At 58.2% G+C, this 22,964-nt stretch carries 18 protein-coding genes; 9 read left to right on the top strand and 9 right to left on the bottom strand.

The features are described from left to right. Positions 1 to 5 precede the first annotated feature (5 nt). Positions 6 to 779 carry a metallophosphoesterase gene (locus tag ACP15N_RS10775; protein WP_425092276.1) on the top strand — a complete coding sequence of 258 codons (774 nt, stop codon included), beginning with the start codon at positions 6 to 8 and terminating at the stop codon, positions 777 to 779. A gap of 6 nt (positions 780 to 785) precedes the next feature. Here the strand turns inward: ACP15N_RS10775 and ACP15N_RS10770 are convergent, their stop codons facing one another. Genes ACP15N_RS10770 through ACP15N_RS10760 form a run of 3 tightly spaced genes read right to left on the bottom strand, consistent with a single transcriptional unit; the run spans position 786 to position 4,026 of the window. Further along, a complete protein-coding gene (locus ACP15N_RS10770; RefSeq protein ID WP_425092275.1) occupies positions 786 to 1,622 on the bottom strand; it encodes a CpsD/CapB family tyrosine-protein kinase in 837 nt (278 codons plus the stop codon). A gap of 35 nt (positions 1,623 to 1,657) precedes the next feature. Further along, positions 1,658 to 3,181 carry a GumC family protein gene (locus ACP15N_RS10765; RefSeq protein ID WP_425092274.1) on the bottom strand — a complete coding sequence of 508 codons (1,524 nt, stop codon included), beginning with the start codon at positions 3,179 to 3,181 and terminating at the stop codon, positions 1,658 to 1,660. Further along, positions 3,178 to 4,026, bottom strand: coding sequence for an ExeA family protein (locus ACP15N_RS10760; protein WP_425092273.1), 849 nt, complete (start codon positions 4,024 to 4,026; stop codon positions 3,178 to 3,180). Before ACP15N_RS10760 ends, ACP15N_RS10765 begins: the two co-directional genes overlap by 4 nt. Positions 4,027 to 4,583: 557 nt before the next feature. Between ACP15N_RS10760 and ACP15N_RS10755 the strand changes: the two genes are divergently transcribed. From ACP15N_RS10755 to ACP15N_RS10745, 3 genes are all read left to right on the top strand, one after another. Then, a complete protein-coding gene (locus ACP15N_RS10755; protein ID WP_425092272.1) occupies positions 4,584 to 5,264 on the top strand; it encodes a sugar transferase in 681 nt (226 codons plus the stop codon). Between the two features lie 111 nt (positions 5,265 to 5,375). Continuing rightward, a complete protein-coding gene (locus ACP15N_RS10750; RefSeq protein ID WP_425092271.1) occupies positions 5,376 to 7,826 on the top strand; it encodes a tetratricopeptide repeat protein in 2,451 nt (816 codons plus the stop codon). 142 nt (positions 7,827 to 7,968) lie between these two features. Next, complete coding sequence (locus tag ACP15N_RS10745) at positions 7,969 to 8,649, top strand: rhomboid family intramembrane serine protease (RefSeq protein WP_425092270.1); 681 nt, start codon at positions 7,969 to 7,971, stop codon at positions 8,647 to 8,649. Positions 8,650 to 8,656: 7 nt separating this feature from the next. Here the strand turns inward: ACP15N_RS10745 and ACP15N_RS10740 are convergent, their stop codons facing one another. Both ACP15N_RS10740 and ACP15N_RS10735 read right to left on the bottom strand, forming a co-directional pair. Then, complete coding sequence (locus ACP15N_RS10740) at positions 8,657 to 11,905, bottom strand: translocation/assembly module TamB domain-containing protein (protein ID WP_425092269.1); 3,249 nt, start codon at positions 11,903 to 11,905, stop codon at positions 8,657 to 8,659. Beyond that, entirely contained in the window at positions 11,905 to 13,635 is a 1,731-nt protein-coding gene (locus ACP15N_RS10735; RefSeq protein WP_425092268.1) for an autotransporter assembly complex protein TamA, read from the bottom strand. Before ACP15N_RS10735 ends, ACP15N_RS10740 begins: the two co-directional genes overlap by 1 nt. 208 nt (positions 13,636 to 13,843) lie before the next feature. Between ACP15N_RS10735 and ACP15N_RS10730 the strand changes: the two genes are divergently transcribed. From ACP15N_RS10730 to ACP15N_RS10710, 5 genes are all read left to right on the top strand, one after another. Beyond that, positions 13,844 to 14,647, top strand: coding sequence for a flagellar motor protein MotB (locus ACP15N_RS10730; RefSeq protein WP_425092267.1), 804 nt, complete (start codon positions 13,844 to 13,846; stop codon positions 14,645 to 14,647). Between the two features lie 92 nt (positions 14,648 to 14,739). After that, entirely contained in the window at positions 14,740 to 16,041 is a 1,302-nt protein-coding gene (locus ACP15N_RS10725; RefSeq protein ID WP_425092266.1) for a flagellar hook protein FlgE, read from the top strand. 22 nt (positions 16,042 to 16,063) lie between these two features. After that, positions 16,064 to 17,521 carry a flagellar hook-associated protein FlgK gene (flgK, locus tag ACP15N_RS10720; protein WP_425092265.1) on the top strand — a complete coding sequence of 486 codons (1,458 nt, stop codon included), beginning with the start codon at positions 16,064 to 16,066 and terminating at the stop codon, positions 17,519 to 17,521. Between the two features lie 2 nt (positions 17,522 to 17,523). Further along, the gene (locus tag ACP15N_RS10715; protein ID WP_425092264.1) at positions 17,524 to 18,531 is read left to right on the top strand and encodes a flagellin; all 1,008 of its coding nucleotides are present in this window, start codon (positions 17,524 to 17,526) and stop codon (positions 18,529 to 18,531) included. Beyond that, a complete protein-coding gene (locus tag ACP15N_RS10710) occupies positions 18,531 to 19,634 on the top strand; it encodes a flagellar basal body P-ring protein FlgI (RefSeq protein ID WP_425092263.1) in 1,104 nt (367 codons plus the stop codon). Before ACP15N_RS10715 ends, ACP15N_RS10710 begins: the two co-directional genes overlap by 1 nt. On the opposite strand, the gene fliP is transcribed toward ACP15N_RS10710, so the two are convergent. The 4 genes from fliP to fliF are packed head-to-tail and all read right to left on the bottom strand — an operon-like array spanning position 19,631 to position 22,897. Next, complete coding sequence (gene fliP, locus ACP15N_RS10705; RefSeq protein ID WP_425092262.1) at positions 19,631 to 20,365, bottom strand: flagellar type III secretion system pore protein FliP; 735 nt, start codon at positions 20,363 to 20,365, stop codon at positions 19,631 to 19,633. The genes ACP15N_RS10710 and fliP overlap by 4 nt on opposite strands. Continuing rightward, the gene (locus ACP15N_RS10700) at positions 20,365 to 20,649 is read right to left on the bottom strand and encodes a FliM/FliN family flagellar motor switch protein (RefSeq protein ID WP_425092260.1); all 285 of its coding nucleotides are present in this window, start codon (positions 20,647 to 20,649) and stop codon (positions 20,365 to 20,367) included. Before ACP15N_RS10700 ends, fliP begins: the two co-directional genes overlap by 1 nt. After that, positions 20,639 to 21,238: a hypothetical protein gene (locus ACP15N_RS10695; protein WP_425092259.1), complete on the bottom strand. Its 600-nt coding sequence runs from the start codon at positions 21,236 to 21,238 to the stop codon at positions 20,639 to 20,641. Before ACP15N_RS10695 ends, ACP15N_RS10700 begins: the two co-directional genes overlap by 11 nt. Then, positions 21,239 to 22,897, bottom strand: coding sequence for a flagellar basal-body MS-ring/collar protein FliF (fliF, locus tag ACP15N_RS10690; protein ID WP_425092258.1), 1,659 nt, complete (start codon positions 22,895 to 22,897; stop codon positions 21,239 to 21,241). Positions 22,898 to 22,964: the final 67 nt, after the last annotated feature.

Below are 22,964 nucleotides of genomic sequence, written 5' to 3'. Positions count from 1 at the left end.
CGGTCATGTCGCCATTTTCTAAAGCTGTCGCAGCCCTCCTTGGGCGAAGCACTGGCGATGCGTCAGATGTTCCCAGACCGGATCGCTTGACTTATGCGGTGGGGGATATTCACGGGCGCCTCGATCTGCTTGAACAGCTTCTGGAGTTGATTGAAGGGGACCGTGCAGGTAATCCCGCTGATCTGGTTTTCCTAGGGGACTATATCGACCGTGGGCCGTCCTCTGCCGCCGTTCTCGAAACTCTGCTGTCTCTTGAACTTCCGGATGTGCGTCGTGTTTGCCTGATGGGCAATCATGAACGCATGTTTCTTGATTTTCTCGCGGATCCTGCGGCAGCGGGCGAGCGGTGGTTGCTCAACGGCGGGCGCGAAACAGTGACAAGTTTACTGGGCGCTGACTGGAAAGCACCTCCCGGAGTTGCATTCGAACAAGCCTGTCGCGACGCGGTTCTCGCAAATCTTGACCCCGCTCTTTTGCATTGGGTTGCGCAATTGCCGTTGCAGTGGCGATCCGGGACACTTGGGTGTGCGCATGCGATCACAGACCCCAGAACACCATGGGACGACCAGACCGAGGCAACGTTGCTATGGGGGCGGCCGCGCGCGAATATGCCCGCACGGTCAGACGGGCTTTGGGTGGTCCATGGGCATACGGTGGTTGATCGGCCCGTGCTTCACAACAAGCGCGTGGGACTGGATACCGGTGCATTCCATACCGGAGTGTTGTCGGCGGGTCGGTTCGACGGACAGACTGTCAGCGTTTTGACCGCCCAAGCCTAAGCTGCTTCATGTGTAGGAATACCCGTAGGATTCCTGCTCTTCGGGATAGCGGCACTTGTTCAGTACCACCCCGAGGAAATTCGTGTGTTCAGCGATCTCACGTTCGCTCTTGTCAATTTGCTGGATCGTGCAGCGTTCGGCTTCTGCGACCAGAAGGACGCAATCGACGTTGGGGAAGAACGCTGTTGCGTCGTCCCCTGCGTAAATTGGTGGAAGGTCGAAAATCATCAGGTCCGGCGCAAACCTCCGTTCGATCCGCTTGAGCTGCTCCGTTGTCCGAGGGTCAAGGAACAGGTCAGATGGCGATACCAGAGATTGTGGATTGCACGAAACCGCTACGTCCGGTCCGATGCGAAACGCTTGGTCCTCTAACTCAACATCGCCGCGCAGAAGGTCCGCCGTGCTGCGGGCGGGGTTCAGACCATAGGTCTTCGCCATGGATGGGCGTCGCATGTCCATTTCAAACACGATGGTGCGCTTCGATTTCTGACGAGACAGAGCAAAGGCAACATTCGCACAGACGGTTGTCTTTCCGGAGGCCTTGGTCGGCGAGGTGATCGCCAGACGTTTCCAGCCGTTCTTTTCCATCTGAAGCTGGATTTTGGTGCGCAAGAGGTCAAACCCAGCAGACTCGTCTGTGCTTGCCTCCGACGTCAGAATCCGGTGGTCCAGCAGGTGTTGAAGATCAAGCGCGACCTCCGGGATATTTTCCCATGACAGCGATTGCTCGGATCGCGTGTTGCCTCGCGTCGCACCGAGCGCTTTCTCCCGATTTGGAGGAACGGGGGTAGCGGTGCCCCGGTGTTCCCTCGCCTTTTCGAGTGCTGCTTGAAGCTTTTCCATCGTTTCTAATTACCTTTGAAACCGCGCCACTGCATCTAGACACCCAACCTGTCGAGAACCTTTTCCGCGATCAGGTCGAGCGGAAGGTAGAAGGTATGGAGCAACCAGAATGCAGCCGGAACACCGATAAAGACAAAGCATAGCACAGCGATGCGCATGATCCGGTCAGTCCACATTTCCCGGTTCGACCGGATGTAGGGCAAGGTTGCGATCGGTGTGATCCCGAGTGTTTTGGTGATTGTGCTGGGGCGTTTCACCACCGGGTTGAAAAACTCAAACGCCAAAACGAGGCCGATAGCCAGCAACAGGCCCGCGCCGCTGCCGGCGATCATCACCTGACGCCTATCCGGTTTGAACGGCTGGTTCGGGACGGTTGCGGGATCGAGGATTGAAATCCGTTCGCCTCGGGACAGAAGTTCGATCCGCTCCGTGGTTTCAGCCACCGCCAATCTGCCAACCACCGTGTTGTACTGCTGTTGCGTATTCAGGAAATCGCGTTCGAGATCTTCAAGCGCGATGGAAATCGCCGGGGTCCGTGCATTCGTCGCTTCGATCTCTGCCAAGTCCTCTTCGATCGTGCGCAGCTCGTTCTGCAGGAACGCAAGCTGGGTGTCGATCTGCGCGATCTGATCCGCGAGCCGTTCCGCCGGGGACGTCAATCCGACTGCATTCCCACCCAGGGATGCGATCACCTGTTCCACTTGCAGGATACGAGACCGGAGTATCCGCACGCGCGGGGCGGTCTCACCGCCAAGTTCCATGGCCTGGGCGAGTTCTTCGCGAAGTTGCGCGAGTTTCTTCTGTTCCACGGTAAGCTGTTCGGAGGTGGAATCACCGGCGAACGCCGCCAGGGTTTCGGCAAACTGACGCCTCTGTTCGGTCAGAAGGAGCACCTCTTGCGTCAGGTTCGCGGAACGTTCCTGCAAGGTGCCAAGCCGGTTCAACCTGAACTGAAACGTCTCGGGAAGAGCATCGGAGTTTTCCGACCGAAAGGCGCTGATTGCCGCGCTTTTCAGGTCCAATTCGTCCGAAAGCCGATCGACCTCCTGTTGAAAGAACTCTTCTGTCTGACGCGCCTGGCCCTGGCGTAAATCGGCGTCCTCCCTCAGGATCCGTGTCACGTATTCGTTGACAACATCCGCCACCATCTGTGCGCGGCGGCCCTCGAAACGGATGTTCATTACTGTGGCCCGGTTCCTGCCGGATGAGATCCGGATCGTCGTGGCCCTGTTCATTGCGGCCACAATGGCGTCAGGAGACATCTGAGCGTCTGGATCAAAAACCCGAAAATCTTCCGCTATATCCAGCAGATTGGCGCGGGTTAGAAGGCGTTGCTGCACGATCTCCATACGTTCCCGGCTGCGATCTCCAGAACCGAGTGCGGTGAGCTCATCCGGAATGGATGCGGATTCCAGCAAGAGCCGTGCGCTGGCCTGGTAGGTCGTCGGCAGCTGTTGGGCGATATAGTAGGACGACACCATCGCTGGCAGAAGGATCGCGATGATGATCGGCAGCCGCCTGCGCAGGATCGAAAGATAGAATTTGATATCGGCGGTCACTGCGCGGCCTCGTCGAACTCGATTGCGTTACCGATGTAAATCCCGTCGGCAAGGACCTCGTCCACAGCTTTCGGAGTTACCAGCCTTTCGCCTTCGGTCGCAGTATATAATAGCGCAAAATCGCACAATTTGTTCACCAAACGAGGAACGCCCTCGGACGCTTGATAGATGCGGTCCAGTGCTTCCTCCATGAACTCTTCGCCGTTGCCGCCTGCGTGCTTCATGCGGTGTGCGACGTACTCTCCCATCATCTCGCGGTCCAGGGCAGGGATGTGGTAGAACGCAGAAATACGTTGCGCGAACTGCTGCAACTCGGGATCAAGGATCTTCGCCCGCAACTGGGGTTGTCCGATCAGGATCAACTGGATCAACTCGTCTTTGTTGGAGTTGATGTTGGTCAGCATACGCAGCTCTTCCAGAGTTTCCTTTGACAGGTTCTGGGCCTCGTCGATGATGAGGATAACGCGCCGTCCCTCACTATACTCTGCGATCAGGAAATCCTGAAGTTTCTGAAACCGAGAAACATAGTCGTCCGTACCGGCCGTATCGATACCAAGGGCATTCAGGACCCAGCGGATCAGGTCCCCGCGTCCACCCTGTGCGTTCGAGATAAGCCCGACGGTCACAGTCGAGTCCACGCAGCTGAGCAGGTGCTGAACCAGCGTCGTCTTGCCAACTCCGACCTCGCCAGTGACGACTGTTATAGGCGCCGTGCTGACCACACCGTATTCGAGCACTGCGAATGCACGCTTGTGTATACGGCTCCAGAACATGAATTCCGGGTCGGGGACGAGCTTGAAAGGACGCTCGTGGAGACCAAAAAACTCGGCGTATAAGTCGTTCATCAATACTCACCGTGACACGCAAATATGCGCGTTACCTCTGCGGGCCGCGCCCCTTACCGAAGCGGAAGACGCGAGTTCGGTTTTGCCATGAATCCGCACCATTAAACAGTGAACCATGGGCTCCGGTCTTCTCAAGGTGCACAAACGACGTCGTGACTGTGCTTTTTAGGCACTGAGGGAACAGTTCGCACACCACCTTGATCAGATATAGGTAAATCTGTGAACAAAAACAGAAGACCGAGCCGCGTCTCTGCGAATCCCTTGATTCGTCTTTGAGGGTCCGAACAGTCGCTCCAAAGACACAAACCGAACAAACTTTGGATCAAATTATCGAACAATCTTCGCTCATTGGTTGAGCACATTTGCGCAGATTGCCTAGGTGTTCTAAGAAAACTCAATGAAATCAATGGTGGGACCGGCTGGTATGTGACTTGGGAGACCCAACGACCTTTGCACAAGCAGCAAACGTGGGTAAGGTATCTCCATACAAAGCAGTAACATTTATCTGTTGTTCAAGTTGTACCCCGCATTCAATGGGTGAGAGTAGAGTTTAACCAATGACAATACGTGCCAACGACCTTTCGAAAAGCGTGCATGTCAGTGCTTTTCAATCCGCGTCAAAGCGCAAGTCTTCCTTCTATGTACGTCACGGCAAACGCGCGATGGATATTGCCGTCGTGTCGCTCAGCGCCATCTTCGTTCTGCCGCTGGTTGTTGTTCTGGCGCTTCTGGTTGCTCTGGACGGACACAATCCGTTCTACTGGCAACGGCGCGTCGGCAAGGATGGGAAGTCTTTCCGCTTGCTCAAGCTCCGGTCGATGGTGATCGACGCGGACGCCAAGCTCGAAGCCTATCTTGCGGCAAACGCCGAGGCCCGCGCCGAGTGGGACGCTCACCAGAAGCTCAAGAAAGACCCGCGCATTACACTGTTCGGGCGCATCCTGCGTAAATCATCCCTCGACGAGCTCCCTCAGCTCTGGAATGTCTTCAAGGGAGAGATGTCTCTCGTCGGGCCTCGTCCGATGATGGAGAGCCAGCGCGAGATCTATCCTGGCGTCGCTTACTACACGATGCGCCCGGGGATCACCGGAACGTGGCAGATTTCTGACCGGAACCTGTGCAGCTTCCGCGACCGCGCCGATTTTGATGAGCTGTACAGCCGCGATATCAGCCTGTCCAAAGACCTCAACATCCTCGCCCAAACGGTCTTCGTTGTTGCACGGTGTACCGGGTATTGATCTGAACCGGTTCAAATAAAGGCGACCACACCGCTGTGTCGCCTTTATTGTGTCCCCATCGGCAATTACACTATGCGGAAGTAGCAAGACCTTTCGCGGTGGAGGAATTTGATGTTTTTGGCGAAGAAAGCTCGGTTGCTCGTTGCGGCATCCGTTATCGCTCTGGTTGCGGCGTGCGATACAGCGGAAGAGCGTGCCGAGAAGCACTATCAGAATAGTATTGAATTGATTGAAAGCGGCGATGTCGATCGTGCGCTCGTAGAACTTCGGAACGTCTTCCAACTCGACGAGGCACATCGCGAAGCGCGGACGCTCTATGCGTCGCAGATGTTGAAGCTCGGGCGGTTGCAAGAAGCCTATGGGCATTACCTGCGCTTGGTAGAGCGGTATCCGGACGAGGTAGAAGGCCGTGTCATCCTGGCTGATCTCGCTCTGGACCGTCGCCAGTGGGAGGAAGTAGAACGTCATGGCGCGCGGGCGATCGAGTTGGCCCCGGACGATCCCCGCGTGGAGGTCGTGGAGGTTGCACTGGCATACCGGGCCGCGATCCAGAGTGAGGATGCCTCGGCCAGACGCGAAGCAGCGCGTCGCGCGGAAGAATTGTTCGAACGTATGCCGGAGGAGCCATCCCTTGCGGCTCTGCTTGTGGAAAGCTACGCCTCGGACGGAAACTTTTCGGACGCGCTGGAGGTGACGAACCGCGCGATACCCGTTCAGCCGGATAATCAAGAGCTGTATCTCTTGCGCCTTGGCCTGCTTGAGCAACTGGGCGACGTCGAAGGGTTGGAACAGTATCTCGTCGAATTGAACGAGCGGTTTCCCGACGAGGCGGAATACCAACAGATGATCCTGCGCTATTATATGGCGAGCGGTCAGGCGGAAGCGGCGGAAGAGTTCTTCCGGAGCGTTGTGTCGCCAGAGGATGAAGACCTTGGCGATTATGCCAGCTTTGTCCGTTTCATTCGCAACAATAAAGGCGTGGAAGCGGCAATCGCTGAACTCAATACGGCGCTGCAGGTGCGCCCAGGCGAGCCGATGCTCACGGCTTTGGCGGCATCGCTGAAGTTTGACAATGGCGACCGGGACGAAGCGATTTCTCAACTCGAAACGTTGCTTGAAACTGCGGAGCCGAATGCGGATACCCGCAGGTTCAAGGTCGCCCTCGCGCGTATGCTGTTGGCCACGGAAAACGAAGTCGGCGCACGCAAGCTCGTGGAAGAAGTGCTCGCCGAGGACGGTGTCCAGGTTGATGCGATCAAGTTGCAGGCCACCTGGATGATCACAGACGATCGCAGCAACGAGGCGATCAGCCTTCTCCGCCGCGCGCTTGATAGTGCGCCGGACGATTTTCAGCTTATGACCCTGATGGCGCAGGCACACGCGCGAAACGGCGACCGTGCTCTGGCACGTGATCTGTTGAGTCTCGCCGCTGAGACATCCGGTTTTGCGCCGGAAGAGAGTGTTCGATATGCGCGCGCCCTGATTGATGAAGAAGAGTTCAATACCGCCGAGACAACGCTTGTTTCCAGCCTTCGGGCCCGTCCTGACACTCTGTCGACCCTTGTCGCACTGGCAGAGGTCTACATCCGTACCGAAGATTGGAGCCGTGCAGAGCAAGTGGAACGAAACTTGCGACGGATCGGCACGGAGCCCGCTGTTTCTGCTGCGGATCGCATTCGCCTTGCTTTGCTGAACCGGCAGGATCGGTCTGACGAGGCGATCGCATTTCTCGAAGGTCAGTTCCAGGACAGTTCCGGCGACACGCGGGCATTGGCTGTCTTGATCCAGAGCTATCTGCAAGCGGGTGATACAGATCGCGCGCGTGAAGCATTGGATACCGCAATGCTCGAAAACCCGGACGTGGACGATCTTGTCTTCTTTGATGCGGCTCTCAAGGCGGTCGAAGGGGACCTGCCAGCTGCGGAGCAACGGTATCGCATGCTCCTTGAAGAGTATCCGACGAATGAGCGGCTCTGGCTGGAGCTGATCCGGATTGTCAGCCGTCAGCAAGATCCGGAGGCCGTCAAGGCGCTGGTCGATGAAGGTCTTGAAGCTCTTCCCGACTCGTCCAATCTGCTTTGGGCAAAAGCCTCTCGCCTGGAACGAGAACTGGACATCGACGGCGCTATCGAGATCTACGAACGTATCTATGCGCAGGCCAACTCCTCGGTCGTGGCCGCGAACAACCTCGCGAGCCTTCTTGCCACGTATCGTGGCGACGACGCGGACAATGTCGATCGAGCTTATCGGATCGCACGTCGTCTGCGTGGCACCGAGAATCCGGCCTTTCAGGACACGTATGGGTGGATTGCGTATCTGAACGGTGAGTACAGCGAAGCGCTCGAATACCTTGAGCCTGCTGCTGCGAACCTGACTGACGATCCGATCGTCCAGTACCATCTCGGGATGGCTTACCTTGCCTCGGAACGGCAGGAAGACGCTATCGCCCAGTTTCAAAGGGCGCTGGAAATCGCAGGCGCGAACGACCCGCGGGAGCAATTCGTAACTGCACGGGAGAAGCTCGCTGAGCTGCAAGCGGCTCCTGCAACGCAACCTCAGTAGGGTTTGGCGGGTCCGACAACAGTTCAGGCCTGCCAATCAATACCGAACCTTTGAAACAAGCGGTGCACTGTACGTGTAATTCTGCTACCGATGATGCTTATCGCTTCCTGTAACGGTCCAGGTGGATTAAGTGCCGACACCCATGAGCGCACCGCAAACACATAACCACGAGCTGACCAAGCCGGCAGCGTCTGGTCAGAGAACGCTCGCGACCGTCTGGGTCCTGATCGTGGTGTGTGTTGCCGTTGAAGCCCTGCTTCAGCTCGGTGATCTGGGGTGGATCACGGCCCCTCGACTCAGAGCGACTGCCTACGAATACTTCGGTTTCTGGCCTGGACTGCTCGGCAACTGGCGCCCCAACTATACGGTCCAGCCGCAGTTGATGTTTGTCACCCATGCATTCCTGCATGGCGGTTTGTTGCACCTTGCACTCAACATGGTCACGCTCTGGTCGCTGGGACGCGCCGTGATTGCCCGGGTCGGGCAGGCTCGCTTTGCCTTGATTTACTTCGTGTCGATGTTGGGCGGCGCGACCGGGTTCTGGTTGTTGACCGAGACCATGCATCCGATGGTCGGCGCATCCGGCGCCTTGTTTGGTTTGGCTGGCGCGCTGGTTTCATGGAACTACCTCGACCGCTACTTGCTGGACCAGGGCTTGTTGCCGGTGCTGCAAACGGTTCTGTTTCTGGTGTTTCTCAACATTGTGTTGTGGTGGGCAATGGGCGGTCAACTGGCGTGGCAAACCCATCTTGGCGGGTTTGTCGCGGGCTGGGTGATCGCGATGCTTGTTGATCCCAGAGGACGCCCGCTGCGCGGAACATGAGAGCCGTTCAGTAGTCGCGTTCGAAAAACAGCCCCAGGGAATCGTCCCCGTCATTGGTGACCGTCCCACGCGCCGTCAGGCTGTTGGTCAGGTCAATGTTCAGGCTGACGCCTGTCTGGCCACTGCTGTTGACATCGACATTGGTATAGATGTCTTCGGTCAGGTACTTGCCGACCCGCAGGTTCGTGTTGCCCTCGCCGTCGCTGTCGAGGTCGAAATCATCGAGGCCGGTGTTCTCGCGAAGTTGATTGATCACGCCGAGGCCCGTGCCATTGCGCAGCGCAATCACCGAGTTCGCCAGTTGCAAGGCCTGAAAACCACTAAGGTCGTTCAGGCTCCGGCCGAAAAGCAACTGTGCCAGGGCTTCGTCTTCGGGCAACGGCGGGCTCGACGTGACTTCGAATTCCGGTTCATTTGCGGGACCGGAAATTGCGACTGTCACGGTTGCCGTGTCGGTCGTCGAAGACGCAGCGAAGTACAGATCCGGGATCAGGTCAGCCAGCAGTTGAATACGCCCTTCATCAAGGTCAAGACGCTGGCCCAGAACTGCCAGCCTGCCGCGCACCAGTTCAATCTCTCCGACCGGGCGAGGGTCATTTGTGGTGCCGAGGACTTCGACGTCACCGGTCAACTCCGCATCAAGGCCATACCCCCGAATGAACACACGGTTTTCTGCCAGAATGTTGAGGTTCAGACCGATGCCGCCAGTCCCGCCGCTGGGTGCGGGTGGGGGTGGCTGATCGGGCCCCAGACCGGCTCGCTCGCGGGTGCGCTTTGCAGCCGAACGATCGCCGACATGTGTGATGTCCTCGACGATTGCGTCGGGTGCGCCGCCGTCGGGGATACGAATTTCCGTCTCGCCCAGCTCAATGAGACCCGCGAGAACGGCATCTTGTGGCAATGTACCGTTCAACCCGATTTCCGCATCCACCGAGGTTGTCAAAGTGCCAGGAATCTCAACGGCAAATGCCTCCAGCGCAACCAACAGATCACTGGTTGTCGGGGTGCTCAGCCCCACGCCACCATTCACGGAGAGCGTTCCGCCGCGGTTGCCTTGCCCCGAAAGGGCTATTTGCGCCGCTGCGCCCGACAGATCCACCTGCCCATTCAAATCGAGCAATGCGATGCCCACGGTCGGTTCCGCAATGCGTGCGTTGGACAGGCGCAGTTGCCCGCTGACGGAGGACAGTTCCGGAGGGCCGCTGACCTGCAGATCGGCCGTAACATCGCCCAATGCTGTGATCGGGTTCAGAAACGGGTTCGCCAACGCCAGCGCCGCTGCGGCATCTATAGACAGATCGAGGCTGGAGAAATCGCGCGCGATCGTGCCGGTGCTGGACAGGGTCGTGCCCGCAGGCCCTTCCCCCGAAAGATCGACAGATAGCCCATCTGATACCTGCGCCAGCGTGCCCGATACGGTGACTGGGCCAGGAAACTCCGGAACAAGGCGACCAAGGTTGTCGAGCCGCAAGTCCGCTTGCAAAGAAGCATCGGTGCCCGACCCGCGCCCCTCGGCATCGAAAACAACTGCTGGTGTTGAAACTGATGCTTCGCGCAGCGCCAAGCCGTCGGTGGAACGTCCGGCATCGAAGCTGATATCCGCAGACCCCAGCAAAAGCTGGTCGACAGGGGCGATGCCCGTACGCAGCTCCCGTCCCGAGCCTGTCAACGCCACATCAAACGCACCGGTCAATAGCGTGGCACTTGCATCGGCCTCGAATGCCAGCCCACCGGACAACTCCTGACCGACTAGCGCTGCGTATCGCCCGAGATTGGGCATTTCTGCGCTGAGTTGGCCTGTGACTGGCAGGTTTTCTTCCGCGAGCGCAAGCATGCCATCAAATCCGATCTTCGCGCCTCCAGCCAGCAATTCCAGGTCTTTGAGATCGAAGTCACCCCCTTGCGTCCAAGCAAATTGCGTGGACAGTCGGACCTCTGCCCCGGCAGCCTCGTTCAAGTCGGGGTCACCGAGATCGACACCGTCTGCGCCGATCAGCAGGCGGCCATCGAGGGCACCGGCACTCTCCTCTGACGGAAGGGTCACCGTTCCGGCTCCACGGACATCTGCCGTCCCAATGGCGATCTGTTCTTGAACCACATCCGTCGCCGCCAGGGCTATGGACCAGACCGAGCCTTGTGCCGCGTCGTAATAGAGCCCCAGCTTGGCCCCGTTGAGCGTAAGAGCGGGCCCTGCGACCGGCAGGCGGACGTCCCGACCATCAGCGCGTCCCATGATTCCAGTCAGAGCGATGTTCTCCGGCCACCCGTTGGCCCCCAAACGGCCCTTGCCGGCGATATCGAAGGCCTCCGTCACAATATGCAAACGTTCCAGATCGCTCGTGCCGTCTTCGTTTGCGACAGCAGACAAACGGATGGCGGTCTCGGGTCCGAAAAAATCACCGAGGTCAGGCGCGAGGAGCGGTCTGACATCTCCAGCGATGTCTGCCGTCAAACGTTTGGGGCCTTCATCCGTTTCGACCAAACCGACCGTTCCGCCCAGACGCAGTGAATTGTCTGACCGCAGCGCGATGTCTGCTTCAAAGTCGGAGAGCGGGCCGGAGCCCAAAACGGTCAGGTCCAGTGACGGGGCACCTGGGATATTGAGTTTGCGCGCCAACAGCCCATCCGGTCTGGAGACAAGGGCGACATCGACATCCAGTACCGATGTTTCATTGGAGAACCCGCCGATGAGTTTTGCCCGCGTGCCATCGATATCCGTACGCTGAAGGTCGATGTCCACGAGGGCGCTTCCATCCGCAAATTCCAACCCACCTTGAATTGTGGCGGTGATCTGCTCCCCCAGAAGGCCCTCTCCCAGAACGATTTCGGGTACAGCGATCGTGCCGATCGAGATGGAGACCGGAAGTTCAGGAAGGGAAAACGGCTCCTGTCGTGCCGTCGGGCTTGGAAGCTCGGGTTCCGCGTTCGAAACCGGTGTACGCTCTACCGTGATGCGGCGCGCTTCCAGTCGGTTTACGCTTACCCGGCCCCGCAGCAAAGCGGCACGGTTCCAGTCCAGAACAGCATTCTCGATCGTCAGCCAGATCCCTTCCGTATCAGCGAAGCTGATCCGTTCGATTTGCGCCTCGGACGACAGCGCGCCTTCGAGCCCCTCGACACGCACCCGCATGTTGTCGCTCGACAAGCTGCGTTCCAACAGTCCTGCAAGACCGCTGGACCCTTCCTCCTCTGCGGCTTCCTGCGGGATAGCCGCGGTGGTCCAGAGTGCCGTGACGAGAACCAGTGTGACGCGCATCAGAACGCCTGCCCTATACCGAAGTACAATTGCACCCCGTCGTTGGTTTCTCCGGCAACGGGCAGACCGATATCGAACCTGAGCGGTCCGATGGGGGTATTGTAACGCACGCCCAGCCCGGCGCCGGAATGACTATCGCTTTGGTCTTCATCCCCAACATAGCCCACATCGAAGAACCCGACTACGCCAAGGTCGTTTTGCAACTCGTACCGCAATTCAAGGGAGGCCGCAGCGAACTCCGTACCACCAAGGGTGCCGAACTGCGTCTGGATCCCCAGGGATTCGTAGGGCTGCCCGCGAACCGTGCCACTGCCACCGGACAGGAACAGAAACGACTCTGGAACTTCCCCGGAACCTGCCCCGAAAACGGCCCCGAGTTGGCCGCGAACCGCAAACGTCAGGTTCTGCCGCTCGCCAAAGCTCAGGTAGTAACGGGTATCGAGTTCAAAGCGGAGGCCGCTTTCGGCATCTTCGGTGCCGTAGAAAGGAAACAGTTCCGTTTCCACGAAATATCCGGATTTCGCATTGGTTTCGAAGTCTCGCACATCGTAGGTCACACGCACCGGCACCCCGAGCGTGACAAAGTTTCGAATGCCCGGTTTGAAGTCTGTTTCTGTCGCAGTGAATCGCAAGCCCGATGCAACCGACAATGCGTCGGTGAAGGTCCGGTCGAACAACATCTCCGCCGTGATCTGGTCCTCGCGGAAATCGTCATTGTCTTCGCGGGACGCCACAGCGCTCAGAACCAGATCGGTGCGCGCGCGCGGTGTGGCGGGCCGCCGGAACAAGACGCCCAGACTGTACTCCAACGCCTCGCTCCCTTCGAGTTGGCGGCTGAGTTCGGCATCGAAGCGGAGGCGCTCACCACCGCCAAGCAGGTTGCGGTGAAACCAGTAGGCTGACAGCGACACGCCGTCGGACGTGCCGTATTCCGCCCCGCCGCCGATCCGGCGCAGTTTCTCCTCTTGCACCTCTACCGTGACATCCACGGTGCCGTCAGGATTGTTTTCCTCGCTCTCGCGCAGGACCGCGGAACGGAACACGCCCGTGTCCACCAATCGGCGCTGCGCATCTTGCAATTGCTTGGGCGAGAACACTTCGCCAGTCGGCAGGGCCGCGATCTTGCGAACGCGGCGCGGGTCCATGCGCTGCGTTCCGGTGACGATCAGATCGCCGAAACGGAGCTTCGGACCGGGTTCAAGCTCCAATTCAACGTCGAGTTCTCTGTCCGGATGACGAGCACGCAAATCCTGTCCAGCGAGGGCTGCGCGCGGGTGGCCTGCGTCGCGCCAGCCTCGGAGTCCAGCTGCGACGGTACTGCGGATCGTGCTGCTGCGGGCTGGACCGCCAACAACGAACTCATCTGGAATCTCGGTTCCCGGCGCGACCGGTGTGATATCCGTTTGGCCGAACGTGAATGGAGGCCCGGCGGAAACGGACACGTCAATCGAAGGAATCGCCGCAAAATCCTCGAATGGTGAAACGCTCGTGGCTTCCTGTCCGTTGATCGCAATGCTGATATCGGTGTCGAAATGCCCATTTGCGTACAAAACCTCCAGCAGTCTTCGGTAGTCCGCTTTCGCGGCGGCAACTACGTCCGTTCCGGTGCTGTCATCCCGCTCCAGCGCGGCTTTGGACAGGGAACTCGATTCGAGTTGCGCTGCAAGATCCTCGTCATCTTCGGCAAGGGTCAGGGAGAATTCGCCAGCCGATCCCGGTCCCATAGCCATTGCGCTCAAGAACAAGGCCGCTGCAAGACTGCGGAGGAAGGACCGAAGTGAGGGCACGGGTTTGCCTGTGTGCTCGTTGCTTTGCCCGAGATATATCAAACCTTAAGCATTTCGCACCCCCGATCTTCACATTGGCGACGTCCATTTAAGCCGCTCTTAAGAGGCAGGGGGCTACCACGGCTTTGGGTAAAGGTGGAAAGGTGATGCTATGGCAGGGGATATCCCCGCGCCAGTCATCATCAAGCGAAAGAAAGTCATCTCTGGCGGTGGTCACCACGGTGGCGCCTGGAAGGTCGCCTACGCGGACTTCGTGACAGCGATGATGGCTTTTTTCATGCTGATGTGGCTGCTGAACGCAACGACCGAAAAACAACGCAAGGGCATTGCGGATTATTTCAATCCGACGATCCCGGTGAACCGCATCTCTGGCGGCGGCGAGGGCATGTTTGGGGGAACCAACATCTTCTCCGAAGAAGTTCTGGCCAGGTCAGGCACCGGAGGTCTGCAAAGCCGGAGTATGGCCAGCGATGCCGCAGAAGAAGAAAGCGAGAAGCTCAAGGCGCTTTCGGATGTTCTGCTGGGATTTGGGGGCGAAAGCGATGTCGCCGAACAGCTTGGGCGTCATGTGACGACCCGGGTAACGGACGAGGGGTTGCTGGTGGATCTTTATGACAGCCCTGATGCGGCGGTCTTCGAACCTGACAGCAGTACGCTGACCCCCTTGGGCGAACAGTTGATCGGTGTGGTTGCAACGGTCTTTGGCTATGTAACCAACGGGGTAACGATCACCGGGCACACCGCAACCGAACCGGTCGTCGTGCGCCAGAAGACGAGTTGGGCCTTGTCGATTGATCGTGCTCAGGTCGCTCGTGTGGCAATGACTGGGCGTGGGTTCCCTGAAAACCGAATTCGAGAAGTTGGCGGTCAAGCGGATCGCGAACCGTTCCGCGCCCCAGCAGCGGCGGCACAGAACAACCGGCTAAGAATTGTACTCCTCAGGTCAAGTGGTTGAGGTTGTTGGAAAAAGATGTATTAGCATCAATTTAACTGCGCGTACGCCACTCTGGTGCAAATCAAGGAATCGATGCATCAGAAAGGCGCACTATGACGATTTCCTCTTCGCTTTACGCCGGTGTTGCGGGACTGAATGCCAATGCTACCAAGCTGGCAACCATCTCCGACAACATCGCGAATTCCTCTACCTACGGGTACAAGCGGGCAGAGGCGCAGTTCCAATCCCTCGTGCTCTCCGGGAGCGGCGGCGCCTATTCCGCAGGGGGTGTGACAGCCAATACATCCCGTGCAATTGACGAACGCGGCCCTCTAATCACGACCAGCAGCGCCACTGATCTGGCGGTGGCGGGCGGTGGCATGCTGCCCGTGACCATTGAATCGACACTGGGTACGACAACAGACAATTATCCACTTCGGCTTGTCACCACCGGCTCGTTTGAGCCGAACGCCGATGGGGTTCTGACGACAAACTCCGGTCTCGTGCTGATGGGGTGGCCCGCCAACACGGATGGCAGCATTCCCAGCTATCCGCGAGACTCGTCTCAGGGTCTTGAGCCGGTGACGATCAATTACAACGAATTCTATGCCGACCCAACGACCGCCATTGACCTGGCGCTGAACCTTCCCGCGAATGAAACCCAAGCGGGTGCAAGCGGTGACCCGATACAGCTTTCGGTGGAGTATTTTGGCAATCTCGGCACGTCCGAGACGTTGTCCATCACTTATACTCCGACTGTGCCGGCGACGGGTGAGTCCAACCGTTGGGTGATGGAGGTGCGCGATAGTGCTTCGGCCGGTGCTGTCATCGGCACCTATCAGCTGGACTTCGATCCAACGCGCACTGGTGGAGGTACGCTCGATGCCGTCGCAACGCTTTCTGGAGGGGCCTACAATGATACCACTGGCGTTATCGACCTGACCGTCGGTGGTGGCCCCTTGGCACTGGACATTGGGATGTATGGTGACCCGGACGGGTTCACTCAGTTGTCCGATACATTTGCCCCCGTCACGATCGGAAAGAACGGATCTCAGGTCGGCACCCTGACCGAGGTGGAGGTTGATCCAAACGGTTTTGTCTACGCAATTTACGATTCCGGCGTGTCGCGTGTCATCTACCAGGTCCCGCTGGTTGACGTGCCGAACGTGAACGGTCTGATCTCTCAGGACAATCAAGCGTATCAAATATCACAGGATAGTGGAGCCTTCTTCCTATGGGATGCGGGTGATGGACCGGTTGGTGACGTTGTCAGCTTTGCCCTCGAGGAATCTGCCACCGATACCGCAGCGGAACTCACCAATCTGATCGTCACGCAGCGCGCCTACTCGTCCAGTGCCAAGGTGATCCAGACGGTTGATGAGATGTTGCAGGAAACCACGAACATCAAACGTTAACGGGTTCCCGGATCTCTGAGACATGAGCATCACCGCTTCATTATCGAACGCATTGTCCGGCCTTTCTGCGAACTCCAGAGCGGCGCAGATCGTGTCTTCCAACGTGTCAAACTCGACGACGGAGGGCTACGCGGTACGCAGTTTGAACACGTCTGCGGCCTCGCTAGCCGGGGTGGGTGCGGGTGTGCGCGTCGATGGTGTGGTTCGAAACGTAAACGAAGTGGTGCTTGCCGATCGACGAGAAGCGGATGCGGATGTGGCGTTCGATGCAAACATCGCAAACTATTTTGCACGGATTGAAAGCGAGATTGGTTTGCCGGGCGACAGTGGGTCGCTGGACGAGGTCTTGGTCAAGTTCGAAGCAGCACTTGTTGATGCAGCCAGTCGACCGGATCAGACCGTACGCCTTGACGCCGCGGTTCAGGCGGCGGGTGACGTCGTCGCCAAGCTCTCGCAAGTATCGAAGTCCATCCAGTCGGAACGGCAAGATGCGGATCGGGAAATCTCGCGTCAGGTCGAGCAGCTCAATTCCGTTTTGCAACAGGTTGAGGATCTGAATGCGACGATCTCTGTACAAAGGGTGGCTGGAAACGATGCGCTTGCCCTGATGGACCAACGTCAGGTGCTGATAGACCAGATTAGCGGGATCGTACCGGTATCGGTAATGCCGCGCGACAATGGGCAGGTCGCGATCATTTCGTCCGGTGGAGCCGTCCTTCTAGATGGCAAGGCGGCAACTTTCGAGTTTACGCCGGTAAATACGATCACTCCGGATATGACCGTCGGTAGCAATGCGCTCAGCATGGTTCTGTTGAATGGCCAGCCGGTCGACCTTTCCCGCGCGACCAACATGTTGCAGGGCGGGTCTCTGGACGCGTTGTTTTCCATTCGGGATGAACTCAGCATAGGCACCCAGCAGTCCATCGATACTCTTGCCGCAGACCTGATTTCGCGTTTCGAAGATCCTGTCGTCGATGCAAGCCTTTCGCTCGGCGATCCGGGATTGTTCACCGATGATGGCGCCGTGCTCAATCCTGCGGATCTCACCGGACTTTCACAGCGAATATCCCTGAACGCGTCGGTTGATCCTGCTCAGGGAGGCGAGACGTGGCGGATACGCGACGGCATGGGGGCCTCCGTACAGGGGCCCGCTGGAGAAGCAGCTCAAATACTGGCCTTCGTCGATGTCCTGGCTGAACGGCGCCCGCCGGTTTCGGCAACGCCCGGAGCCGCCTCTCAGACGTTTTTCGCTGTGTCTTCACAGGTCCTGTCGGATGTCGGTTTGGCAGGTCAGAGAGCGGAAGAGCAGATGGCTTTTTCCAGCGCGAAATGGGAAGCCCTTCGCCTCGTCGAACTCGAAGGAGGCGTGGATACGGACGCCGAGCTCCAAAAGTTGCTGCAAATTGAGCAGGCTTATGCCGCGAACGCCAAGGTCATTGAAACGATCGGCGATCTGCTCGACACACTAACCCGGATTTAAACATGACCCCCGTTTCAATTGGCGACCTCGCCGCAAACCTGTCGTCTCGCCTGGAACTCTCGCGCGTGAAGTCCGAGGTTTCGACACTTTCGACAGAGCTGACGACTGGTTTGAAAGAAGATATCTCTGCCCAGGAACGTGGTGATTTCTCGCGCGTGTCGGCATTGGAAAGATCGGTCAGCATCACGGAACGATACAAAACAGCCAACGCCGAAACAGCGTTGAGGTTGGAGATTGCACAAGCAGCGCTGGCGGACATACAAACCTCCGTTTCCGAGAGTGCATCCCAGTTTCTGTCTGTGAGCGGAGGTCAAACTCCAGCCACTCTGGATACGGCGGCTGCAACTGCAAAGCTTGAATTGCAATCTGTTATGTCTGCTCTGAATACGAGTGTCGGAGGGTCTGCCTTGTTTGGCGGGTCAATCACGACGAACAGCCCGCTTGCAGGCGTGGACTCCTTGCTCTCGGCCCTGAGCACGGAAATTTCGGCGTCCCCTACCGCCGCGGACGCCGTCGCCGCTATCGAGGCTTGGTTTGCCTACCCCGTTTCGGGGTTTGACAACGTAATATACAGCGGAAGCATTTCGAACGGGATCATTCTGCCGAGCTCTGAGAATTCGGATGTCGAATTCGAGATACGTGCGAACGATCCCGCCTTGAAGGATACACTGCAAGCCCTGTCTATTGCAGCACTTGCTCAGGATCCTGTCTTTGCAGGCGATCTGGATGCTCAAGCCGAGATGGTCGCGACCAGTGCGGAGCAGCTTTTCTCGAACGAGTCCGCTCTTGCCGGGATCAGAGGCTCCCTTGGGGCGTTGCAAGCGCGTGTTGAGGAAGATGCGGTCGCGTTGGAAGCCTCACGCTTCACTTATGAAACAGCGCTTAATGGTGTTTATGCGGCCGACCCTTATGAAACCGCCTCGAAGTTGGATGCCGCGACCTTGCAGCTAGAGACGCTCTATGCCGTCACTGCGCGGTTATCCGACCTTACTCTCACAAGGTATCTATGATGGTTTTTCGAATTTTTCTCATCGGGCTCATTCTGATGTCCTCATTTACGGCGTCTGCGTCCCCGGTGAGGTTGAAAGACCTGGTGGAATTCGATGGCGTGCGCGGAAACGACCTTGTGGGATACGGCCTCGTCGTCGGCCTGAACGGCACCGGGGACGGGATCCGAAACGCACCTTTTACCGAGGAGATCTTATCGAGCATCCTGGAAAGGTTGGGCGTTAACGTATCTGGCGAACAGTTCCGGCCCAAGAACGTTGCTGCGGTCCTTGTCACGGCGGAACTTCCCCCGTTCTCAAGGGCCGGATCCCAGATAGACGTCACCGTTTCCGCAATCGGCGACGCGAAGAGCTTGCTGGGCGGAACGTTGATCATGACGCCGATGAATGCAGCTGACGGAGAAATCTATGCGGTTGCCCAGGGAACAATTATCGCGGGCGGGGCCTCGGCAGAAGGTGAAGGCGCGGAAGTAACCCGGGGCGTGCCCACCTCAGGCGTCATTCCCGCCGGCGCACGGGTCGAACGGGAAGTGGATTTTGTTTTCTCGGAGATGCAAACAGTACGCCTTGCTCTTCGTGCTCCGGATTTTACGACCGCCAGTCGTATCGAAGCAGCCATAAACCGCTTCTTCAGCCGTGATGTCGCTTTGATGCTCGATTCCGGAACTGTTGAGCTCGATATCGAACGCACTCGTCTTGCATCTCCGGCGCGCGTCATCGGCAGAATCGAGAATCTTCTGGTGGAACCGGAGCTACGCGCCCGTGTCGTGGTGGATCAGCGGTCCGGGACGATCGTTATGGGCGAGAATGTGCGCGTGTCTCGCGTTGCCGTGTCGCAGGGCAACCTTACGATACGGATCGAAGAGACACCGCTTGCGGTGCAACCGAACCCGTTCGCGGATGGAGAAACGGTGGTGGTGCCGCGCGCGGAGGCCGCATTGGAGCAAGAACCGGGAATAGGACTTGCGGAAGTGCCCGGGGGTACGGATCTGTCAGAGGTGGTTGCCGGCCTGAACGCCCTCGGGGTCGCACCGCGAGACATGATCGATATCCTCAAGAGCATCAAAGCCGCAGGCGCGCTGCATGCTGAATTCGTGGTCCGCTAAAGATACCCGCTCACCAATGCTTCGGAGATAAGTGTCCAGCCATCGGCTACGACGAAGAACGCGAGCTTGAAGGGGAGAGAAACGATTGCTGGTGGCACCATCATCATGCCCATGGACATTAGAATTGCCGCGACAACCAGATCGATGATCAGGAAGGGCATGAAGATCAGAAACCCGATCTGAAACGCCCGCTCGATTTCATTCAGCATGAAAGACGGGATCAGAACCGAAAGGCTCGGGTTCTCCGGATCGAACGCTACGAAATCCCCTTCAGAACGAAGCTGCGCCAGCCGGAAAACAGTCTCGGGGTCGGTACGGGCGCTCATGAAAATCCGAAAAGGCTCCAAGGCCCGGGACAGACCTTCCATCATCTCGAGTTCGTCGTTCACCAGAGGTTGAATTCCGGTCCGCCACGCTTCGAGAAACACCGGTTCCATGACGAAGTATGTCAGGAACAGCGCAAGGCTCACGATCAGCATGTTGGGCGGGGATGATTGCAGCCCGAGACCAGTTCTGAGAATGGACAGAACTGTCACGATGAACGGAAAGCACGTCACCATGATCGCAATGCCTGGCGCGAGACTCAGGACCGTAATCAACGCGATGATTTGGACAGTGCGGTTCGTCAGGGAGGTTTCCTCCCCAAAAAGGATCGCCAAGTCCTGAGATGCGGCCGGCACGGTGGTCAGAAGAACGAAAGCGATCGCGACCGGACCGGGAAGCCACCGCATCAGAAGGCCTTTTCAGGCGCAATAACATCTGTGAGGCGCACACGGAGACCAGAGGCATCTTCGTTTTCCTCAAGGACACCGCGTGCGATGAGATGGGCCCCGACAAAAAGCTCAACCGGGTCTTCGATCCTGCGATCGAGGGTCAATACGGAGTCCTTTCGCAAGGCGAGCAGTTCGCGGACTGTAGGGTGCGCCTGACCTACGGAGACCGTGACTTCGATGGGCACAGAAACGAGCGGCGTGGACTGTTCGGACGTTTGAAGGCTTTCCTGATCAAGAGACATTGGCGTGGACTTCCTGAAGCTGGGTGAAATGTGTTTCGAGGGCGGTGCGGATCTCGGTCAACAAGGCGTCCCCGTCGATGTCATGGACCTCGTGTCCCAGATGGAACCTGACCTGATGCTGAGCGAAAGACGGCTCCGCGCGAATTGACAGTGGCAGTTCGTTATGTGGTTGCAGGATATCGGTGATCTGCGCCAGATCGGAGGGTGCGCAGAGCAATTCTACGGTCAGGTTGCCGCTGTCTTCGATCAAGGGCGCAAGGGTTTCTTTGATCAGTGCGCCGAAATGCTCACGGTAAAGCGCTGGCAGCACCTTTTCAGCCATGGTCATCACCAGCGTTTCAAGCGACAGGCTCACATGTCGTTGCGCTTCAAAGAACGTAAAGGACAGCTCTTCGAGATTGCGCGCAAGCTCCGCATCAATCCGCGTGTTTTCGTCGGTGGCTGACTTGACCGCATCATCCCAGCCGGCTTGATAACCGCTCTCGTACCCCTCCATGCGCGCTTTGGCCGGATCAATCTTTGTCTCGGGATTTCGCGGCGAGTCCGCGCTTGCTGGGAGGCCGAACTCCTCTAATGCCAACGCTGCCATTTATCGAACCTCTCCAGTATCTTCGACCCAGTTCTGCAAAACGGCGACACTGTCTGCCTTGCGAAGCTTCATCTGCTCTCTGAGTCGCATCACCGCATCGGCCTTGTTGGGCAGGCGTGCTGGCTCTGCGGTGTCTGGCAAGGGCACGCCTGGTCCGGCGATCTCGCCATCAAGCGCTGGCGGGGCCTGCGTGTTGATACCGGTTGCGGATGTCTCTGATGTCGCTGGCATACTGGACGCTTGAGGCGGTGCCAGCGGCGGAAGGGACTGGTCAGCAAGAACTGGCGTGCCCGACTTTGCGAACGCGGCCATCATCAAAGGCCGTACAAAGAAAAGCGACAGGACAATTGCAACGAGGCCGAACACCAGAAGCCGCAGAAGCCCGTTCAGGTCAAGTGCGAGGTTGGACAGGAAGCCACCAGAGGCGAAGGTGCCCTGCGGCTCGATACTGGGCATTCCCATCGAGCGCAGAGTGACCACGTCGCCGCGCTCTGCATCAAACCCAACCGCGGATTTTACGAGGTCTTCGAGGGCCAGTAGCTCCGTATCCGGTCGCGGTTGCGTCTGGACTTCGCCTGAGTCGTCGACCGTCGAGATCCCGTTGACCAGAACAGCCACCGTGATCCGCTTTATGGTGCCAGGACCGCGCTCTATCTCGCGCGTTGTCTCGGAAACCTCGTAGTTGACCCGTTCACGCGTTTCTGTCTCCGATAGCGAGTCTTCGCCGCCTCCGGTTGCATCACCGTCGGGCAAATTGCTCGCAACCGAGACGGGGCCGGTGCTGGATTGATTGGACGTCGCACTGTTTTCGGTTGTCTCCGTGGAAATTGCGACGCGGCTTTCCGGATCGAACCGCCGCTCGATCACCTTCTCCCGATCCAGTTCTGAACTGACATTGACTTCTACGATCGCATTGCCGGGTCCCACGCGGGCCTCCAGCAGACGTTCGATGCGCGCTCTGAGTGTGGAGCTGATCTCCAACTCGCCCTCAACGCCGGGTGTGGGCTCCCCATCGGACAGCAGCCTGCCACTGACACTGTCGACGACAGAAACCATTTTAGGGTTCAGCCCGCCAACGGCCGACGCCACAAGGAACTGAAGAGCCTCGACCTGTGGCCGTGAGAGCGTCGCGCGGGTTGGGGTGATGAAAACGGACGCAGATCCGGGAGAAATGCTGCGCATACCGCGCCGCTCCGGCGAAGAGATATGTACCCTGGCGGATTTGATCGCGCTGCTTGCTGCAATTGTGCGCGCCAATTCCCCTTCCTTCGCGCGCTTGTAGGTCGCGTCAAACATCTGCGATGTGGTTCCGAAGCCGGTAAGCGAGTCGAGGAGTTCGTAGCCGCCACCAGCGGACGCAGGCAGTCCCTCCGCTGCGAGAGAGAAGCGAAGGCGGTCGCGTTGCGTTGCGTCCACGAAAATGCCGCCTGGGCGAACCTCATGGGCGATGCCGCGTTGCTCCAACGCAGCTACGACTTCTCCGGCTGCTGCGGCCTCAAGGCCGGAATAGAGCAAAGCGTACTCAGTTCGGGACGCGAAATTCGCAATGGCAAGAATTGCCACTACTGCTGCAACAAAGACCCCTCCGGTCATGAGTTGCTGTTTTGTACCAAGCGCGCCCCAACTCTGACGCAACCGTTCTAACTGCTGTGTATTCATACTGACCTTCTGGTCTCCAGTTTCCCGGAGCCTAAGCGGGTCGGTCTTAATAATCGGTTAGTTCTGA

The sequence above is a fragment of the Tropicimonas sp. S265A genome (assembly GCF_049800835.1).
In the GTDB taxonomy this organism is placed as follows: domain Bacteria; phylum Pseudomonadota; class Alphaproteobacteria; order Rhodobacterales; family Rhodobacteraceae; genus Dinoroseobacter.
This window is presented reverse-complemented; position numbering and strand designations above follow the sequence as displayed.

Excerpts from the sequence above, each read along its gene's own strand:
- ACP15N_RS10695 (WP_425092259.1), bottom strand. The coding sequence starts at position 21,238 with ATGGCAGCGTTGGCATTAGAGGAGTTCGGCCTCCCAGCAAGCGCGGAC.
- ACP15N_RS10750 (WP_425092271.1), top strand. The coding sequence starts at position 5,376 with ATGTTTTTGGCGAAGAAAGCTCGGTTGCTCGTTGCGGCATCCGTTATC.
- ACP15N_RS10740 (WP_425092269.1), bottom strand. The coding sequence starts at position 11,905 with ATGCGCGTCACACTGGTTCTCGTCACGGCACTCTGGACCACCGCGGCT.
- ACP15N_RS10760 (WP_425092273.1), bottom strand. The coding sequence starts at position 4,026 with ATGAACGACTTATACGCCGAGTTTTTTGGTCTCCACGAGCGTCCTTTC.
- fliP (WP_425092262.1), bottom strand. The coding sequence starts at position 20,365 with ATGCGGTGGCTTCCCGGTCCGGTCGCGATCGCTTTCGTTCTTCTGACC.
- ACP15N_RS10715 (WP_425092264.1), top strand. The coding sequence starts at position 17,524 with ATGACCCCCGTTTCAATTGGCGACCTCGCCGCAAACCTGTCGTCTCGC.
- ACP15N_RS10730 (WP_425092267.1), top strand. The coding sequence starts at position 13,844 with ATGGCAGGGGATATCCCCGCGCCAGTCATCATCAAGCGAAAGAAAGTC.
- ACP15N_RS10770 (WP_425092275.1), bottom strand. The coding sequence starts at position 1,622 with ATGGAAAAGCTTCAAGCAGCACTCGAAAAGGCGAGGGAACACCGGGGC.
- ACP15N_RS10745 (WP_425092270.1), top strand. The coding sequence starts at position 7,969 with ATGAGCGCACCGCAAACACATAACCACGAGCTGACCAAGCCGGCAGCG.
- ACP15N_RS10735 (WP_425092268.1), bottom strand. The coding sequence starts at position 13,635 with ATGGCTATGGGACCGGGATCGGCTGGCGAATTCTCCCTGACCCTTGCC.
- ACP15N_RS10775 (WP_425092276.1), top strand. The coding sequence starts at position 6 with ATGTCGCCATTTTCTAAAGCTGTCGCAGCCCTCCTTGGGCGAAGCACT.
- ACP15N_RS10755 (WP_425092272.1), top strand. The coding sequence starts at position 4,584 with ATGACAATACGTGCCAACGACCTTTCGAAAAGCGTGCATGTCAGTGCT.
- ACP15N_RS10725 (WP_425092266.1), top strand. The coding sequence starts at position 14,740 with ATGACGATTTCCTCTTCGCTTTACGCCGGTGTTGCGGGACTGAATGCC.
- fliF (WP_425092258.1), bottom strand. The coding sequence starts at position 22,897 with ATGAATACACAGCAGTTAGAACGGTTGCGTCAGAGTTGGGGCGCGCTT.
- ACP15N_RS10700 (WP_425092260.1), bottom strand. The coding sequence starts at position 20,649 with ATGTCTCTTGATCAGGAAAGCCTTCAAACGTCCGAACAGTCCACGCCG.
- flgK (WP_425092265.1), top strand. The coding sequence starts at position 16,064 with ATGAGCATCACCGCTTCATTATCGAACGCATTGTCCGGCCTTTCTGCG.
- ACP15N_RS10710 (WP_425092263.1), top strand. The coding sequence starts at position 18,531 with ATGGTTTTTCGAATTTTTCTCATCGGGCTCATTCTGATGTCCTCATTT.